Source organism: Nocardia elegans NBRC 108235, assembly GCF_001612845.1.
Classification (GTDB): Bacteria; Actinomycetota; Actinomycetes; order Mycobacteriales; family Mycobacteriaceae; genus Nocardia; species Nocardia nova.
In genome coordinates this window covers 50,232-67,010 of the sequence record NZ_BDBF01000031.1, presented here as the reverse complement: position 1 = coordinate 67,010, position 16,779 = coordinate 50,232, and the positions used below count along the sequence as shown (strand labels likewise).

The 16,779-nt window shown below is 68.5% G+C and carries 17 protein-coding genes; 5 read left to right on the top strand and 12 right to left on the bottom strand.

Features of this window, described 5'->3' with window-relative positions:
* Positions 1-23: 23 nt before the first annotated feature.
* Positions 24-458, bottom strand: coding sequence for a MarR family winged helix-turn-helix transcriptional regulator (locus NE2_RS22005; protein WP_030517419.1), 435 nt, complete (start codon positions 456-458; stop codon positions 24-26).
* Positions 459-503: 45 nt separating this feature from the next.
* On the opposite strand from NE2_RS22005, the gene NE2_RS22000 reads away from it, so the two are divergent.
* Entirely contained in the window at positions 504-1,571 is a 1,068-nt protein-coding gene (locus NE2_RS22000) for a substrate-binding domain-containing protein (protein WP_063028979.1), read from the top strand.
* Positions 1,572-1,598: 27 nt separating this feature from the next.
* Here the strand turns inward: NE2_RS22000 and NE2_RS21995 are convergent, their stop codons facing one another.
* Positions 1,599-2,597 carry a LysR family transcriptional regulator gene (locus NE2_RS21995; protein WP_063028977.1) on the bottom strand — a complete coding sequence of 333 codons (999 nt, stop codon included), beginning with the start codon at positions 2,595-2,597 and terminating at the stop codon, positions 1,599-1,601.
* Between the two features lie 233 nt (positions 2,598-2,830).
* Here NE2_RS21995 and NE2_RS21990 point away from each other — a divergent pair, with 233 nt between their 5' ends.
* The gene (locus tag NE2_RS21990) at positions 2,831-4,075 is read left to right on the top strand and encodes a Glu/Leu/Phe/Val dehydrogenase dimerization domain-containing protein (protein ID WP_373862276.1); all 1,245 of its coding nucleotides are present in this window, start codon (positions 2,831-2,833) and stop codon (positions 4,073-4,075) included.
* A gap of 33 nt (positions 4,076-4,108) precedes the next feature.
* On the opposite strand, the gene purQ is transcribed toward NE2_RS21990, so the two are convergent.
* A complete protein-coding gene (gene purQ / locus NE2_RS21985; protein ID WP_063028975.1) occupies positions 4,109-4,795 on the bottom strand; it encodes a phosphoribosylformylglycinamidine synthase subunit PurQ in 687 nt (228 codons plus the stop codon).
* Positions 4,792-5,028, bottom strand: a complete 237-nt coding sequence (gene purS / locus NE2_RS21980; protein ID WP_030517414.1) for a phosphoribosylformylglycinamidine synthase subunit PurS — start codon at positions 5,026-5,028, stop codon at positions 4,792-4,794. The genes purQ and purS overlap by 4 nt, the downstream gene beginning before the upstream one ends.
* Positions 5,029-5,221: 193 nt before the next feature.
* Between purS and NE2_RS21975 the strand changes: the two genes are divergently transcribed.
* A complete protein-coding gene (locus NE2_RS21975; RefSeq protein WP_063009931.1) occupies positions 5,222-5,866 on the top strand; it encodes an MBL fold metallo-hydrolase in 645 nt (214 codons plus the stop codon).
* 45 nt (positions 5,867-5,911) lie between these two features.
* Here NE2_RS21975 and NE2_RS21970 read toward each other — a convergent pair whose 3' ends face one another.
* Complete coding sequence (locus NE2_RS21970) at positions 5,912-7,282, bottom strand: dipeptidase (RefSeq protein ID WP_063028973.1); 1,371 nt, start codon at positions 7,280-7,282, stop codon at positions 5,912-5,914.
* Between the two features lie 162 nt (positions 7,283-7,444).
* Between NE2_RS21970 and gad the strand changes: the two genes are divergently transcribed.
* Positions 7,445-8,890 (top strand): glutamate decarboxylase, encoded by a 1,446-nt coding sequence (gene gad, locus NE2_RS21965; RefSeq protein WP_084494235.1) that lies wholly within the window; start codon positions 7,445-7,447, stop codon positions 8,888-8,890.
* Positions 8,891-8,902: 12 nt separating this feature from the next.
* Here the strand turns inward: gad and NE2_RS21960 are convergent, their stop codons facing one another.
* The 3 genes from NE2_RS21960 to NE2_RS21950 all read right to left on the bottom strand — a co-directional run bounded on the left by NE2_RS21960 (position 8,903) and on the right by NE2_RS21950 (position 12,211).
* The gene (locus tag NE2_RS21960) at positions 8,903-9,622 is read right to left on the bottom strand and encodes a DUF2334 domain-containing protein (protein WP_063029036.1); all 720 of its coding nucleotides are present in this window, start codon (positions 9,620-9,622) and stop codon (positions 8,903-8,905) included.
* 99 nt (positions 9,623-9,721) lie between these two features.
* Positions 9,722-11,899, bottom strand: a complete 2,178-nt coding sequence (locus NE2_RS21955; RefSeq protein WP_063029034.1) for a S9 family peptidase — start codon at positions 11,897-11,899, stop codon at positions 9,722-9,724.
* A gap of 99 nt (positions 11,900-11,998) precedes the next feature.
* Positions 11,999-12,211: a hypothetical protein gene (locus tag NE2_RS21950; RefSeq protein ID WP_063065915.1), complete on the bottom strand. Its 213-nt coding sequence runs from the start codon at positions 12,209-12,211 to the stop codon at positions 11,999-12,001.
* 310 nt (positions 12,212-12,521) lie between these two features.
* Between NE2_RS21950 and NE2_RS21945 the strand changes: the two genes are divergently transcribed.
* Positions 12,522-12,746, top strand: coding sequence for a DUF397 domain-containing protein (locus tag NE2_RS21945; protein WP_223273481.1), 225 nt, complete (start codon positions 12,522-12,524; stop codon positions 12,744-12,746).
* Positions 12,747-12,825: 79 nt separating this feature from the next.
* Here the strand turns inward: NE2_RS21945 and NE2_RS21940 are convergent, their stop codons facing one another.
* From NE2_RS21940 to NE2_RS21925, 4 genes are all read right to left on the bottom strand, one after another.
* Positions 12,826-13,785 carry an alpha/beta hydrolase gene (locus NE2_RS21940; RefSeq protein ID WP_063028971.1) on the bottom strand — a complete coding sequence of 320 codons (960 nt, stop codon included), beginning with the start codon at positions 13,783-13,785 and terminating at the stop codon, positions 12,826-12,828.
* Between the two features lie 118 nt (positions 13,786-13,903).
* A complete protein-coding gene (locus NE2_RS21935; RefSeq protein ID WP_063029032.1) occupies positions 13,904-14,374 on the bottom strand; it encodes an HIT family protein in 471 nt (156 codons plus the stop codon).
* A gap of 130 nt (positions 14,375-14,504) precedes the next feature.
* Complete coding sequence (purB, locus tag NE2_RS21930) at positions 14,505-15,938, bottom strand: adenylosuccinate lyase (protein ID WP_063028969.1); 1,434 nt, start codon at positions 15,936-15,938, stop codon at positions 14,505-14,507.
* 6 nt (positions 15,939-15,944) lie between these two features.
* A complete protein-coding gene (locus tag NE2_RS21925; RefSeq protein WP_084494228.1) occupies positions 15,945-16,649 on the bottom strand; it encodes a TetR/AcrR family transcriptional regulator in 705 nt (234 codons plus the stop codon).
* Positions 16,650-16,779 lie beyond the last annotated feature (130 nt).

Below are 16,779 nucleotides of genomic sequence, written 5' to 3'. Positions count from 1 at the left end.
CGGAGGCCGCGTTCCGAACCGGATCAATCCGACTGGGTTTCGACCATCAACTCGAGCAGTCGCAGCAATTCCGCGTGATTTCGCGCGCCGATTCGTTTACGCAATTCCTCTTCCGCGAGCGACTCCTGCTCGCGCACCGAATCCACCAGATCCTTGCCGCGATGGGTCAAACCGATGAGAATGCGGCGGCGGTCGTCCTCGGCCGCAATTCGAAAGATCAGGCCGCGCTCGGCCAGGGCGTCGGCGTGGCGGGTGGCCGACGAGGGCGGTAGCTGGGCACGAACCGCAAGCTCGCTCATGGTGATGCCGGAGCGGTCGGACAGATTCGACAGCATGGCCCACTGGTCGGCGGTCAGCTGCCTGGCACACAGTGCCGCGTCGAGGTGGCGGAGCCAACCGCGTTCCGCAGCTCGCAGCGCCCCGTGCAGCGTGGCGACGCCACTTACAATGGTCGACATATTTTCCGCCCCATCATTTCGCTCGGATACGAAGAAGGGTACCGAATGTTCTCCTTCGGCGAGAGCCCGGACGAAGTGGTCGAGGTCCTGAATATCGTCCCCCTGCAGGGCCCCGTCGGAATTGTCGCGCCGTCCTGTGAAGCGGCGATTTCCTTGGCTGCGAAAGAAATCAACAGCGGCACAGGAATTCTGGGCCGGCAGGTCCGGGTGACGACCATCGACGGCGGCCGCAGTCCGGCCGAGGTGGCCGACGAGGTCTCGGCGCTGCTGGCCACCGGAATGGTCGATGCCATCACCGGCTGGCACATCTCGGCGGTCCGCCAGGCGGTTGCCCGGGTCACGGGCGGGCGGGTTCCGTATCTGTTCGCCAACGTCTACGAGGAGCTGCCGAACGAACCGGCCGAGGTGGTGATGATCGGCGAGGCGCCCAGCGGCCACATCCTGCCGGCCATGCGGTGGTTGTCCCGGGAATTCGGCACCCGCCGCTGGGCGATCATCGGCAACGACTACATCTGGCCGGTCGCCACCGGCCGCGACGTCCGTGCCGCGTACCGCGACGCCGTCCGCTACGAGCGCTATGTGCCGCTGGGGACCCGGGACTTCGGCTCGATCCTCACCGATCCGTGCCTGGACCTGGTCGACGGCATCGTGATGTTGCTGGTCGGGATGGACGCGGTCCGGTTCAACCAGCAGTTCACCGCGATGGGCCGGGCCGAGAGGCAACTGCGGGTCAGCCCGGTCGTCGACGAACAACTCCTGCTCGCCGCCGGCCCCGGCGCCAACACCGACCTCTATGTCGCCTCCAGTCTGTTCCCCGATGTGAACGCCGATCCCGACCGGCAGGCCCGCTATCACCGCATGCACGGCCGCTTCGCGCCGAAGCTCACCTATTTCGGCAACACCGCCTACGAGGCGCTGCATACGCTGCGGGCGATGGCCCACGCGGTCGGCTCCCTCGAGGTGCCGCGGATGCGGGCCGCGCTCGAGGACGGCGTGGTGCTGGAGACGCCGTCGGGAGCGCGGATGTACCGCGACAACCACGTGGTCCGCCCGCCCAGCCTGATCGCCCGCGCAGAGGGCGTGGACCTGCGGATACTGGACACCTTGTACTGACGCCGCTGTACCGGCACCTCGCGCGGCTCAGTCGAGCCCTAGACTCTTGTGTGTGACCTCGGCCGAATCATTGGCTGGCGCAACGGTTTCCGGGCCCGGTGCGGCGAGCAACGGCCGCTCCGGGCCGAGACCTTTGTCGACGGCGGCGGCCCGGACCGCGTTCACGACGAACAGCAGGGCCGCCCGGCGTGCCGTATTGGTGCGGTAAGCCAGTGAGACGGTTCGGGTAAGCCCCTCGCCGAGCCCGACGATATCCACGCCCGGCGGCCGCAGCGCCAGCCCCAGATCCGAGACCAGCGTGACGCCCAGGCCGGCCGCGACCAGCGCCATCGCGGTCGACTGCTCCTCCACTTCGTGGTCGATGCGTGGTTCGACCCCGCCGGACTGGAAGGCCAGGCGGACCGCGTGACCGAAATGGGAGCGAGCGGGCGCGAGGATCCACGGATGTTCCGCCAGATCGGCCAGCGTCACCGCCGGCGCCGGCACCGCTCCGGCCGGCACCGCCGCGTAGAGCCGCTCGACCGCGATCACGGCACGTTCCAGACCGCGGTCCCAGGTCATCGGGTAATTCGAGTAGTCGAGGACGAACGACAGGTCGAGGGTCCCGTCGCGAACAGCGGCAGCCGTCGCCTCCGGTGCGAGTTCCCTGGTCCGCACCAGAATGCCCGGATGGGCGCGGGCGAGCGCGGTGAGCGCATCGGGCAGCAGCCCCGAGGCGACCGAGGCCCACACTCCGGCGGTGAGTGTCGCCGACACCGACTCCCCGGACTCCTCGAGCGCCTGGGTGGCCCGCTCCACCGAGGCGAGGATCTCCTCGGCGTGCTCGGCGAGCAGAACTCCGCGATCGGTGAGTTGCAGCCGGCGCCCGCGCCGCTCGAACAGCCGCAGCCCCACGTCGCGCTCCAATTGAGCCAGCTGTTGCGACACCGCCGAGGCGGTGTAGTGCAGCGCACCCGCGGCCGCGGTGATCGTGCCGCGCCGATGCAGCTCGCGCAGCATGCGCAGGCGAGGCAGCGACAGGTCCATGGCATCGAGCGTAAGCGCTGCGCGGAAACCGTACGCGCGGCCGGCAACGCTGTGCAGAAACACTGAACACGGCCGTGAACGAACCGTAAATAGACGTGTGACCGGGCAGGACGCAGGCTGGTGACAGCGAATCACCAGCCGGGACGACGAGGTCCGGACGCCGATCGTCATGCGACTCGTCGTTCCCCCGCGGATGGTGGTCGGCCATCCGAACGCGAAGGAGGTAGTTCGCCGTGACGACGATCCACAACCCGGCCGAGGACACCGCACCGACCGTCCCGCCGGTGCCCGCGACCGTCCCGGTCACCCCCGCGATCCGCCGCCCCGAGCCGTATATGCGGCTGCAGTGGACCGATTCGGATACCGGCGCCGTCGGCTATCTCGTCGTCCACACGCTGCGCGGCGGCCTGGCCACCGGCGGCACCCGCATGCGGGCCGGCTGCACGCTGAGCGAGGTGGAGGATCTGGCGCGCGGAATGGCCGCCAAGACCGCGACCTTCGACCTGCCGATCGGCGGCGCGAAGGGCGGCATCGACTTCGATCCGAAGGATCCGCGTGCCATCGAGGTGCTGGAGCGATTCTGCGAGGCCATGCGCCCGTGGATCGACGCGCACTGGGTGACCGCGGAGGACCTGGGCGTCCCGCAACATCTGATCGACGAGGTCTTCGAGAAGCTGGGTCTGGGGCAGAGTTATCACGCCGCGATCCGCCGCGCCGCGGATCCGGCCGCCACCCTGGAACGGGTCCGCAACGGACTGAACGCGGCGGTCGAGGGCGGTTTCCTGCTGGGCGATGTGATCGGCGGCTACGGCGTCGCGCACGCGTGCCTCGCCACGGCCGTCTCGTGGGGCCGGATGCCGGCCGAGACGACGGTCGCGATTCAGGGAGTCGGCACCATGGGCGGCGCGGCGGCCTACTACCTACACGAGGCGGGCATGCGCGTGACCACGGTGGCCGATGCCGCCGGTGCCCTGTACCGGGCGGGCGGACTCGATATCCCGGCTTTGCTGGAATTGCGCGACGACTACGGCGAGATCGACCGCTCCCGGTTGCCGGCGGATGTCGAGCAACTGCCGCGCACCGCGGTGCTGTCCGCCGATGTCGACATCCTGGTGCCGGCGGCCATTTCGTACGCGATCACGCCGGACAATTCCTTCGACGTGCGCGCCCGCGTCGTCGTCGAGGCGGCCAACGCCGCCACCACACCGGAGGCGGAGGCCATGCTCGCCGCCCGCGGTGTTCCGGTGCTGCCGGACTTCGTCGCCAACGCCGGTGCGGTCGCCTGGGCGTGGTGGCTGCTGCTCGGGGAGGTCGACGACGTGCCGGACAACTCCTTCGATCGCCTGCGCACCACCATGCACGCCAAGGTCGCGCGGTTGCTGTCCGCCTGGACCGACCACGGCATCACACCGCGTGACACCGGCCGACGCTGGGCCGACGACCCGGCGCCGATCACCGCCGCGGTCGTGATCCCCTGAGCGACAGGCCGATCAGGCGGTGGTGAGGGGCGATCAGGCGGTGGTGACGAGGCTGTCGAGGACCGACAGGAAGATCCCCAGCCCGTCGTCACTCGGCCCGGTCAGCGGTTCGGTGGCGTGTTCGGGGTGCGGCATGAGACCGACGACGCGGCCGTTCGGGGAGGCGATGCCGGCGATATCGCGCTGCGAACCGTTGGGGTTGCCGCCCACGTAGCGGAAGACCACCCGGCCCTCACCCTCGAGTTCATCGAGCACGGCCTGTGAGGCCTGGTAGCGGCCCTCGGCGTTCTTCACCGGGACCAGGATCTGCGCACCCGCTTCGTAGCGCGAGGACCACGCGGTCGCGGTGGACTCCACCCGCAGCCACTGATCGCGGCAGACGAAGTGCAGGCCCTCGTTGCGGGTCAGCGCACCCGGCAGCAGTCCGGCCTCGCACAGCACCTGGAAGCCGTTGCAGATGCCCAGCACCGGCAGACCCTTACCGGCGGCCTCGACGACCTTGCCCATCACGGGCGCGAACCGGGCGATGGCACCGGCGCGCAGATAGTCGCCGTAGGAGAATCCACCCGGCACCACAACCGCGTCGACACCCTTGAGGTCCGCGTCGGCGTGCCACAGGCTCACCGCTTCGGCGCCGGCCAGCCGGACCGCGCGCGCCGCGTCGACGTCGTCGAGCGTGCCGGGGAAGGTGATGACACCGATTCGCGCAGAGCTGGTCACGGCAGCCGCACCACTTTCCAGTCCTCGATGACCGTGTTGGCGAGCAGGGCCTCGGCGATCTTCTCGAGCTCCGCATCGCTGACGCTGTCGTCGATGTCGAGTTCGAACCGCTTGCCCTGCCGCACATCCGACACACCCGGGAAACCCAGGCGTCCGAGCGCGCCGGCGATGGCCTGACCCTGCGGATCCAGGATCTCGGCCTTCGGCATCACCTCGACCACAACTCGTGCCACGCGTTGCTCCTCAAGCTGGTGGGGGGATTACCACAACAGCTTAATCGGGGCTGCTCGCGGGCGCCCCGCCGGGCCGCGGCACCTGCGAGAGACGTCACAGCGCCTGTCGGCCGGCCTCCGCGTGGCCCCTCCGTGGTTACGCAGGCTGTCGCCTCCGGGTCCCCGCTGCGGCCGGAGGCGATAGCGTGAACTCATGCGCATCGCCCACTTCGGTCATTCCTGCGTCCTCGTCGAATTGAACGGCGCGAAGATCCTGTTCGATCCGGGCACTTTCTCGCACGGATTCGAAGGCATCACGGGGCTCGACGCGATCGCGATCACCCATCAGCACCCCGACCACATCGATCCGAACCGGATCGAGGCCCTGGTCGACGCGAATCCGAGCGCCCGCCTGCTCAGCGATCCGCAGACCGCACAGCAGCGCGGTGAACCGTGGCAGGCCGTGCACGCGGGCAATATCGTCACCATCGGCGATCTGCAGATCACCGGTGGCGGCGGCAAGCACGCGGTGATCCATCCGGAGCTGCCGGTCGTCGACAACACCGTCTTCCAGCTCGGCAGCGCCGACGATCCGGCGCAGTTCGTCCACCCGGGCGATTCGCTGTGGGTGCCGCCGGTATCGGTCGGGGTGCTGGCGGTGCCCGCGGTCGCGCCGTGGATGAAGATCAGCGAAGCGGTGGACTATCTGCGCGCCGTGGCGCCGCGCACCGCCGTCCCGATCCACTACGGCATCATCGCGCCGGAGGCGCAGGGCATCTACTTCGGCCGCCTGTCCGAAATGCGCCCGGCCGATACCGAATTCGCGCTCATCGAGCCGGAGGACAACAAGACCTTCTAGCGGGCGCGCACCGCGAAGCCACGCCCCTTACGAGGAGCGCGCTCCTCACCGCGAATACGAGGACAGGAACAACGCCTCCGCCAGCGCCACGTGCTCGATCTCGCTGGGGTCGACACTTTCGTTCGGGGCGTGGATCAGGCATTTCGGCTCCTCGACGCCGAGCAGCATGATCTCGGCGTCGGGATAGGTTTCGGCGAAGACGTTGCACAGCGGAATCGAGCCGCCCTGCCCCTGCATGGTGGCGGTGCGTCCGTACGCGGCGGCGAAGGCGTCCTCCATCGCCAGCCGCGCCGGGCCGCCGGTACCGGATCGGAACGGCGTCCCGGTGCCCTCCGTCTCGACCCGGACGCGCGCACCCCATGGCGTATGCGATTCGATATGTGCGGTAAGGGCTTTCAGGGCCGGAGCCGGATCGACCCCGGGCGGGATCCGCAGATTCAACCGGGCCCGCGCGCTGGGCTGGACGGCCGCCGCCGACCCCACCACCGGCGGGACATCGATGCCCAGCACGGTCAACGCCGGCCGAGCCCAGAGCATGTCCGAGATGGTGCCGCTGCCCAGCACCTGCACGCCGTCGAGGATGCCGGCATCGACCCGGAACTGCTCGACCGGATATTGCGCGCCGTCCCAGACCTGATCGGCCGGCAACCCGGCGACCGTCGTGTTCCCGTGTTCGTCCCGCAGCGTCGCGAGCAGCCGGATCAGCGCGGCGACGGCATCCGGGGCCGCCCCGCCGAACATACCGGAATGCAGTGGGCCGGAAAGGGTTTCGACCGTGACGAGCACATTCACGTTTCCGCGCAGGGTCTGGGTGAAGGTCGGCAGGCCCGCCGCGAAGTTGCCGCAGTCACCGATCAGCAGCGCGTCGGCGCGCAGCAGGTCCGCGTGCTGCGGAACGAACTCCTCCAGACCGCCGGTGCCCTGTTCCTCCGAGCCCTCGCAGACCAGCGTGATGCCGACCGGATAACCCTTGTCTCCCAGACTTTTCCGCAGTGCCCGCAGAGCGGTCAGATGGACGACGATATTGCCCTTGCAGTCGGCCGCGCCGCGCCCGTACCACCGGCCGTCGCGTTCGGTGAGCTCCCACACCGGAGTCTCCCAGGCCGCCTCGTCCACCGGCGGCTGCACGTCGTAATGGCTGTACAGCAGCACCGTGGGGGCTCCCGCCGGAGCCGGGTACCGGGCCACGACCGCCTCGCTGCCGTCGGGCGTCTCGTGCAGGCCGACGTCGGTGAGACCGAGGTCGGCGAAGGCGTCGGCGACCCATCGCGCCGCCCGATGACATTCTTCGGGCGGAAACTGCCGCGCGTCGGCCACGGACCGATACGAAACCAACTGGGCCAGATCGGCTTTCGCCCGCGGCATCAGCGCCCGCACCTGTTCGCGCAGGGCCGCGGTCCGAGAATCGTCGGTCATTCACCCAACCTAACCCTCTTTCCGGGACCGGCCGCGTCGGCGTCGGGCGCGGCGCGGGACGGAATTCGCCCGATTTCTCCCTGCGGTTCATAGCCGGTGCGCACCCGCAGCGGGCATGATGAAGGAGAGCTCGACCGCGATCCGACCACCGGAGAGGACGAGATGTCTGCATCATCGGAATCCGACGACCTGTTCGCGATGCCCGATCTGGATCGCGGCGCACCCAAGAACCACTTCCCACATCGCGAGATGCCGGCCCCGGAGGCCTATCAGATCGTGCACGACGAGCTGATGCTCGACGGCGTGTCGCGGATGAATCTGGCCACCTTCTGCACCACCTGGATCGACGATCACGCTCGCCGGCTGATGGCGCAGAGCCTGGCGAAGAACATCGTCGACAAGGACGAGTATCCGCAGACCGCCGAGCTCGAGCGCCGGTGCGTGCGCATGGTCGCGGACCTGTGGCACTGTCCCGATCCCGGCTCGACGCGCGGCACCTCCACCATCGGGTCCAGTGAGGCGGCGATGCTCGGCGGGCTGGCCGCGAAGACGCGCTGGCGCAAGAACGGCGGCCAGGGCGTCCCCAATTTCGTCTGCGGCCCGGTGCAGGTGTGCTGGGAGAAGTTCGCGCGCTATTTCGACGTCGAGATCCGGCAGGTGCCGCTGCGCGGGGACCGCTATACGCTCGAGCCGGACGACATTGCCGCACATTGCGATTCGAATACGATCATGGTCGTCGCGACGATGGGGCAGACCTTCACCGGACTGTTCGAGGACGTCGCCGCGATGAGCGCGGCCCTCGACGACCTGCAGGCCGGCACCGGCCTGGACATCCCCCTGCACGTCGACGCCGCCAGCGGCGGATTCCTCGCCCCGTTCACGGCGCCGGACCTGGTCTGGGACTTCCGGCTCGAGCGGGTGAAGTCGATCAACGCCTCCGGGCACAAAACCGGCCTGGCTCCGCTGGGCGCCGGCTGGGCGCTCTGGCGCACGGCCGCCGACCTCCCGGACGAGCTGGTGTTCAACGTCGACTACCTCGGCGGCAGTATGGCCACCTTCAACCTGAATTTCTCCCGCCCCGGCGGTCAGGCCATCACCCAGTACTACGACTTCATCCGGCTCGGCCGCACGGGCTATACCCGGCTGCAATCGGCCATCTACCGGGTCGCCGAACATCTGGCCCATGGCCTCACCGAGACCGGATTGTTCGAGATGATCCACGACGGCACGCCCACGCGGGGAATCAGCGCGGTGTCGTGGCGGCTGCGCGAAGATCCCGGCTTCAATCTGTACGACCTGTCCGAACGCCTGCGCTCGCGCGGCTGGCTGATCGCCGCCTATCCGCTACCGGCCGACCGGCAGGACGAGACGATCATGCGGGCGGTCGTCCGGCACGGCTTCACCCACGATATGGCCGATCTGCTGCTGGCCGATATCGACCGCTGCGTCGATCAGCTGAAGAAGCATCCGCTGTCCACCTCGCTGACCCGCAAGGAGGCGGGCGGCTTCACCCACGACGCCACGGCCGCGGTATCGGACCGGACTATCGTCACCGAGGTGCGGGACATGCTGCGCGCGGCCGGGGAGGACCCGGCGCAGATTCGCTGACGTCGAGCGAGCTCATGCCGCATGCGGCATGGCGTACGGTTCCCACCGGTAGACGTCCGGAACCGCCTCGTGGAACAGCGCCAGATCGACCGCGTCGAGCATGGCCTGATGGGGACCGGGCCGGGAGAGCTGCGCCGCCGAGACGGCGAGTCGCAGCGTTCCCCCGCGTCGCGCGATGCGGGCCGCGCTCATGATCAGTGCGTGGCACCACCACGGTTCGGCCCGGAAACCCTCACCGACGCCGTGCACCCAGCAGCGCTGTGCCGTGTCCCGTTCCAGGTCGTGGATGGCGGTCAATCCCAGCGCCAGGCGGAAGCCGACCTCGGGCAGGGCGGCGACGGCGCCCTCGGAGGCCGTCCAGCGCGGGGCGGCGAACAGCCGGGTGCGCAGGCCGATCTGTTCCATCACGCGGTCCGCGGCGGTGAGGCGCAGGCGCGCCTCGTGCTTGGGCAGCGCGGCGAATTCGGCGCGGCGGCGTTTGGTCGCGGCCTGGTCGTAGCCGTGCAGGACGATCGCGTCACCCGCGGCGCGGCGGTCCCGCAGCCACTGCTGGGTGCGCGGATCCTCGGTGAGCCGGTATTTCCCCTTCAACCGCGGCGCCACCAGCAGCGACAGCCGTACCCCGCGGCCGTCCATCTCCGCGGCGAAGGCGCGCGCCTGTTCCAGTGTGGTGTCGCGAATACCCGACACCGAGACGATCAGCTGCCCGAACCCCCGGTCGTTGCCGCTCATGCCTCCACTGTGCGCGCGGCAGGTGTCGGCCCCGTGCAGCCGAAGTGACGCCCCGACGAATTCCCGGAGCGACCACCCGGCCGCACGGTCCGGCAACCGTCAGCCGACCTCGCCGAGCCCGACCCGATCGAGCACCCAGGCGTATTCGAAGGCGACTTCCTTCCACTTCTCGTAGCGGCCGCTGACGCCACCGTGCCCGGCGCTCATCTCGGTCTTCAGCAGGAGCTGGGAGTCACCGGTCTTCGTGGCCCGCAGCGCGGCCACCCACTTCGCGGGCTCGACGTAGAGCACGCGGGTGTCGTTGAGGCTGGTGATCGCCAAGATCGCCGGATAGTCCACGGCCGCCACGTTCTCGTACGGCGAATAGGACTTCATATAGGCGTAGACCTCCGGATCCTCCAGCGGATTACCCCACTCGTCCCATTCGATGACCGTCAGCGGCAGCGACGGGTCCAGTATCGAGGTCAGCGGATCCACGAACGGCACATTGGCGAGGATGCCCGCGAAAAGGTCGGGCGCCAGATTGGCCACCGCACCCATCAGCAGCCCGCCCGCACTGCCACCGTCGGCCACCAGCACCTGCGGTGTGGTGACGCCGGTATCGACGAGATGCCTTGCGCAGGAGACGAAGTCGGTGAAGGTGTTCTTCTTGGTGAGCGTCTTGCCGTTCTCGTACCACAGCCGCCCCATCTCGCCACCGCCGCGCACATGGGCGACCGCGAACACCATGCCGCGGTCGAGCAACGACAGCCGCGACACCGAGAAACCCGGATCGATACTGGCCTCGTAGGAGCCGTACCCGTAGAGCAGCAACGGCTTCGGGCCCGCACCCTCGCTGTCGCGGCGGCGCACCACCGAGATCGGAATCCGGGTGCCGTCGGCCGCGGTCGCCCAATCCCGGTGCTGCACATAGTCGTCCGGGTCGTAGCCGCCGAGCACCTGCTGCTGTTTGCGCAGCGTCAGTTCCCCGGTGGCGGGCACGTAGTCGAAGACCTGCATCGGGGTGATGAACGAGGTCACGCCCAGCCGCAGCGTCGGCTGCGCCCACTCCGGATTGGAGCCCACGCCGGCGGAGAACAGTTCCAGGCCGAATTCCAATTCGCGCAGCTCGCCGTAACCGTCGGAAGTCAACGGCCACACCGCGACTCGCGGCAGGGCCTCGCGCCGATACGAGAGGACGAGATGGTCGCGGAAGCAGTCGACGTCCTCGAGCCGCACATCGTCGCGATGGCCGATCAGCATGGTCATCGCGGCCGGATCGTCCACCGGCGCCTCGGTGAGCACGAAATTCTCGGCCTTCACACCGTCGACCACGTCGTTGTGCAGGATCAGCAGCCGGTCCTGCCCGCCGATCACCGCGTGTTCGGCCGAATACTCCACACCCTCGCGGCGCGGCAGCAGCACCCGGAATTCGCCCTCGGGATCGTCGGATTCGAGGATCCAGCCCTCGGTGGTGATCTTCGACCCGACCCAGATCATCAGGTACTTCTCGGAGCGGGTGGCGCCGATGCTGACCCAATAGCGCTCGTCGGGCTCGTGGAACACCTTGACGTCGTCGGACTGCGCGGTGCCGAGGCGGTGGCGCCACACGGTGTCGGGCCGCCAGGATTCGTCGACGGTCTGATAGAACACGTGGGTTCCGTCCAGCGACCAGGTCGCTCCCGGCGCGGTGCCCGGAATTTCGTCGCCGAGCAGCTCGCCGCTGCGTAAATCCTTGAACCGCAGCACATATCGCTCGTCACCGACGGTATCGGTGGAGTACGCCAGCAGCGTGCCGTCGTGACTGATCGAATAGGCGCCGAGGGCGAAGAAATCGTGCCCCTCGGCCAGCACGTTGCTGTCGAGCAGAATCTCCTCACCGGGAATCTCGATATCGACGTCGAGTTGCGGCGGGGTCCAGTCGTCGACATCGGTGATCGGGCAGCGGCAGTGCACGCCGTACTGCTTGCCTTCGAAACTGCGCGAGTAGTACCAGTACTCGCCCAGCCGCGCCGGGACCGACATATCGGTCTCCTGGGTGCGCGATTTGATCTCGTCGAAGATGCGCGCGCGCAGCGGGGCCAAGTGGGCGGTCTGTGCGTCGGTATAGGCGTTCTCGGCCTCGAGATGGGCGATGACCTCGGGATCGTCCTTGTCCCGCAGCCATTCGTAGGGATCGACGAAGGTGTCACCGTGATGGACGCGTTCGGCCGGGACCTGTTTGGCCACCGGCGGGGTCACCGCCGCGGCGGCGTCGCCGGCGTTCTGGATGGTTCCGGTACCACTGTCGAGAGCCATGGTGACCACCGTAATCGCGGCAAGCCGGTCCGGGCGCGCACCCCCACACCCGCCGACACGAACGCATCGGCGAGGACGGGAGTGCGAGCTCGGCCCGCATTACCCCAGGCCGGTGGTCCGCGGTGCGGGCCGGCGCAGGTCACGCCCGTTGCCGCGGGCCGAACGACGAGATTCCATCAGGAAGAACAGTGCGGCTTTGCGGCGCGGGCATTGGTCGGTGGGACAGCTGCTGTGACTGTGCAGGATGTTGTGCGCCTGCTCGACGGTGAGGTGCCGGGGCACCACCGCGCAACTGTCGAAGACGGGTGCCATGCGGTGCTCCATCCTTGTCGTCCCTTCAGTGCGGCAGGGCACGCCCTCTCGGTCTCTTGACCAGTCGACGCCCTCCAACTGCCACAGTGAGTGGGGTTTCCGATCAGGTTGCGGCGTAAACCAGCGGTGTTGCCGGGACGAGTAGACGAATGCCACATTTCGCAGGTCGGCATATCGGTGTGATCCCGGCCATGCCGGTACGCGCGGATTCGGAAACGACGCCGGTGCGGCGGCTTCCGACCGCCTACTCTCGGGGACGGCAGCGCCCGCGCCGATCCCGCGGGCGATCACATCGATGCAGGAGCACAGGTTGGAAGCGAAGAATCGCGAGATCGAACCCGGGGCGGTCTGGCAGCGCAGCGGCGACGGGGAGGGTGGTGTCGAGGTGGCCTTCCTGGCCAGCGGCAATATCGGGCTGCGTGATGCCAAGAATCCGGACGGGCCGGCGCTGATCTTCACTCCCGGCGAATGGCGGGCGTTCGTCGCCGGCGCGAAGGACGGCGAATTCAACCGGCCGGGCGCGCAACCGCACTGAACGCAGTGCACCGGATCTCCGGGGCCTCGCCCGGTCGCGCGGGGGCGTCCCGCGCCGATCGGACGTCGGGCCCCGGCGATCAGGCCCCGATCGCCGCGCCGATTGTCGGCCAGGACGCGTGCATATAGTCCTGCCAATACGACCAGGAATGCGTCCCCACCGGACTGTGATCGACCCGGGCCGGAATTCGCATGCCGCGCAGCCGCTGCTCGAAGGCGGTGACGCAGACGTCCACGCCGGCTTCGATCGGACCGCCCAGGACGATGTTCTCCGGCAGCTGCGGTTTGATCTCGGTCTCGTGTGGACCCGGGATACCGGTGCCGGTGGACAGGTAGAGGGTCTTGCCGCGCAGCCGATTCGCCAGCAGCGCCGGATCGTGGGCGCCCCATTCCGGACTTCCGGGCGCACCCCACATATCGAACGGATTGCCGCCGCGGTTGGCGATCGAGAACATGATCGCCCCTTGCGCGATACCCAGGTCCGGGCACGCACTGTAGCCCGCCACCGCCTCGTACAGCTCCGGATGGCGAACGGCCAGGACGAACGCAGCGATGCCGCCCATCGACAGGCCACCGATCGCGTTCACGCCGTTGCCGGAGAACGTGGCATCGATGATGGGCGGAAGTTCGCGCGTCAGGAAGGTTTCCCACTGGTAGCGGCCGAAGTGCGGATCGTCGCGCTGCCAGTCGGTGTAGTAACTCGCCTGCCCGCCGATCGGCAGCACCACGTTGACGTTCTTACCGTGGAAGAAGGGTTCGGCATCGGTGGCATTGGTCCAGGTGCTCTGCTGCACACCGGGATCGAGCCCGTCGAGCAGATAGTAGGAGGGCCGTGAACCCCCACCGGCCGGATGCAGCACCTGAACCTGGATGGTGCGTCCCATGGCTGGGGAGTCGATGAACAGCGCCGTCCGGGTCGGACTCATATCGTTTTCCCCGACCACCCGCGCCGCCGATGCGCGTGGCTGTGGGCCCATCCAGGGACCGAAGACGCCCAGTCCGACTGCCAGCACAACTGCAGCAACGCATGAACGTCGCATGTCCCCACCTCCGTCAACCCACCACAACTGCTACTTAAAGTAACGCATACCGTGGCGCAGCGCGGAGCTTTCGACCTCCTGGCGTTTCCTCAGCAAACCACCCGGTCCGCAGCAGGACTCAGGTGAGCCACCACTTTCCGTCCTGTCCGCTCGCGGGATTCGGTTGTGCCCGCCCGGCCGCGCCCCGGATCGACGCGGCCAGATAGTCCAGGTCCGCACGCGGCGGGGTCGTCGCGCGATTGCGCAGACCGAAGCCGTCACCGGGCGTGCGCGGAATGACGTGCAGATGGACGTGGAAGACCTCCTGCCCGGCCGTAACACCGTCTGCCAGAAAGAGATTCACCCCGTCACAGCGCACCTCGGACTGCCGCAGCGCGGCCGCCAGACGCTGCGCGACCTGAAAGAGCTTGCCGCCGATCGCCGGATCGAGTTCGGCCAGGCTGCGCGCCGGAATCTTCGGAATCACCAGCAGATGACCGGGTGTCATGGGACGGATGTCCATGAAGGCGAGAACGTCGTCGTCCTCGTAGACCTTGGACGAGGGCGCCCGCCCGGCGACGATATCGGCGAAGATCGTATAGGGGTCCATATCCGGCAACCCTAGTCGCCGGTTTCGCCTGCGCCGCCGCACCATTCGCACGGCGCCGAGCACGCGCGAGACCACCACGCGAACGGCGGCGCCGGGCGGTTGCGGTGCCGCGACCATCGGTCCGCGGCGGTTACAGAATCGGCGAGGGGGTGTAGCGGGCGGCCTCGGGATTCGCGTCGATCAGCTTCTGCACCTGCGCCACCACATCGCTCACCTGCGCCTCGGCGGCGCCGATGAACGCCGTCCGATCGGCCAGGGCGGCCTCGAGTCCGGCCCGGTCCAGCGGCATCCGGTCGTCGGCCGCGAGGCGGTCCAGCAGATCCGGTTCGCGCCCCTGCTCCCGCATGGCCAGCGCCACGGCGACCGCGTGCTCCTTGATGACCTCGTGCGCACTCTCGCGCCCGACCCCCGCCCGCACGGCCGCCATCAGAATGCGCGTGGTGGCCAGGAAAGGCAGGTAGCGGTTGAGCTCACGCTCGATCACGGCCGGGTAGGCGCCGAATTCGCCGAGGACGGTCAGGAAGGTTTCCATCATGCCGTCGATGGCGAAGAACGCGTCGGGCAGCGCGACCCGGCGCACCACGGAACAGAACACATCGCCCTCGTTCCACTGCGCGCCCGCCAGTTCGGCCGCCATCGAGCCGTAACCGCGCAGCACCACCTGCAGACCGTTGACGCGCTCGCAGGAGCGGGTGTTCATCTTGTGCGGCATCGCCGAACTGCCGACCTGCCCGGGCTGGAAACCCTCGGTGACCAGTTCGTGCCCCGCCATCAGCCGCACCGTGTGCGCGAACGACGAAGGGCCCGCGCCCAATTGGACCAGCGCGGAGATCACGTCGTGGTCCAGGGAGCGGGGGTAGACCTGGCCGACACTGGTCAGCACGGTCGCGAAGCCCAGATGCCCGGCGACCTTCTGCTCCAGCTGGGCGAGTTTGGCGGCGTCGCCGTCGAACAGATCGAGCATGTCCTGCGCGGTGCCCATCGGGCCCTTGATCCCGCGCAGCGGATACCGGTCGATCAGCTCGCGCACCCGGTGCAGGGCGATCAGCACCTCGTCGGCCGCACCCGCGAACCGCTTGCCCAGGGTGGTCGCCTGTGCCGCCACGTTGTGCGAGCGTCCGGCCATCACCAGCGACTGGTACTCGGCGGCCCGCTCCGCCAGCCGCGCGGCGACCGCGACACCGTGTTCGTAGACGTGTTCCAGCGAGAGCCGGATCTGCAACTGCTCCACGTTCTCGGTCAGATCCCGGCTGGTCATGCCCTTGTGGATCTGCTCGTGCCCGGCGAGGGCGTTGAACTCCTCGATGCGCGCCTTCACATCGTGGCGGGTGATCCGCTCGCGTTCGGCGATCGAGGCCAGGTCGACCTCGCCCAGCACCCGCTCGTAATCCTCGAGCACGTCGGGGGTGACCGCCTCGGTACCGGCGGCGCCGAGTTCGGTCTGGGCCCGCAGCACCTCGAGCCACAGCCGGCGCTCCAGCACGATCTTGTTCTCGGGCGACCACAACTGCACCAGCTGCGGGCTCGCGTACCGGGTGGCGAGGACGTTCGGGACAAGACTCACGAACAGTCAGTCTAATGTTCGATGCCTGCTCGGTTGCTGGGGCATGGCCGCGGGCAGGTGCGGCGCCGCGGCCGGTGGCACGGTCTGCGGCGCCATCAGCGGTTGCGGCACCGGCGGAGCGATCACATCGATCAATTCCAGCAGCGCGCCGCGGGCGGTCCGGCGCGGTTGCGGATCGGATTCGGCCAGCGCGGCGACCACCGCACCGTCGACCACCGCCACCAGCCGGCGCAACTGATCGGTGCGCACCATCCGATCGGATCGGCGCAGCACATCGGCCAATAGGTCCTCGAGCTGGGCGCGTAACCGCAGCTGCACCTCGCGTAGTTCCGGATGCCGGGCCGAGGCCACCGACCGCTCGTAGCGGGCGATCAGCCGCCCGCGGGCGAATTCGTCGGGGCCGTCGGTGCCTACCATCAGATCCACGATCAGGTCGACGGTCGCCTCGGCGCCGCGTTTGCGGTGGGTGACCTCGCCGATCCGGCGGCGCATCGACTCGAGTTCGGCGTTGCCGCTGAACTCGACCGCGCGCGCGATCAGGTCCTCGAGGGATTCGAAATAGTAGGTCGTGGATGCCAGGGGCAGGTCCGCGCGCGTCGCCACCGAACGGTGGCGCACGGCATCGAAGCCGCCTTCGAGTAGCAACTCCGCGGCAGCCGCAACCAACGCTTGGCGACGCCTTTCGCCTTTCGGGGTCGTCGCGGTGATCACCGTGTCATCGTGCCAGTCATCATCGGTTCATCCGTGCCAAATCGGTGCGATCTGTGCAAATCTGTGCGTCTGTGCAATCCCGGCCGAATCGTTGCTGTGCAATCGACCATGGGACCGCGCAAATTTCCGG

Bases quoted from the DNA above. Each gene is read 5' to 3' on its own strand.
- NE2_RS22005 (WP_030517419.1), bottom strand. From the start codon at position 458: ATGTCGACCATTGTAAGTGGCGTCGCCACGCTGCACGGGGCGCTGCGA.
- NE2_RS22000 (WP_063028979.1), top strand. From the start codon at position 504: ATGTTCTCCTTCGGCGAGAGCCCGGACGAAGTGGTCGAGGTCCTGAAT.
- NE2_RS21995 (WP_063028977.1), bottom strand. From the start codon at position 2,597: ATGGACCTGTCGCTGCCTCGCCTGCGCATGCTGCGCGAGCTGCATCGG.
- NE2_RS21975 (WP_063009931.1), top strand. From the start codon at position 5,222: ATGCGCATCGCCCACTTCGGTCATTCCTGCGTCCTCGTCGAATTGAAC.
- NE2_RS21970 (WP_063028973.1), bottom strand. From the start codon at position 7,282: ATGACCGACGATTCTCGGACCGCGGCCCTGCGCGAACAGGTGCGGGCG.
- gad (WP_084494235.1), top strand. From the start codon at position 7,445: ATGTCTGCATCATCGGAATCCGACGACCTGTTCGCGATGCCCGATCTG.
- NE2_RS21960 (WP_063029036.1), bottom strand. From the start codon at position 9,622: ATGAGCGGCAACGACCGGGGGTTCGGGCAGCTGATCGTCTCGGTGTCG.
- NE2_RS21955 (WP_063029034.1), bottom strand. From the start codon at position 11,899: ATGGCTCTCGACAGTGGTACCGGAACCATCCAGAACGCCGGCGACGCC.
- NE2_RS21950 (WP_063065915.1), bottom strand. From the start codon at position 12,211: ATGGCACCCGTCTTCGACAGTTGCGCGGTGGTGCCCCGGCACCTCACC.
- NE2_RS21940 (WP_063028971.1), bottom strand. From the start codon at position 13,785: ATGCGACGTTCATGCGTTGCTGCAGTTGTGCTGGCAGTCGGACTGGGC.
- NE2_RS21935 (WP_063029032.1), bottom strand. From the start codon at position 14,374: ATGGACCCCTATACGATCTTCGCCGATATCGTCGCCGGGCGGGCGCCC.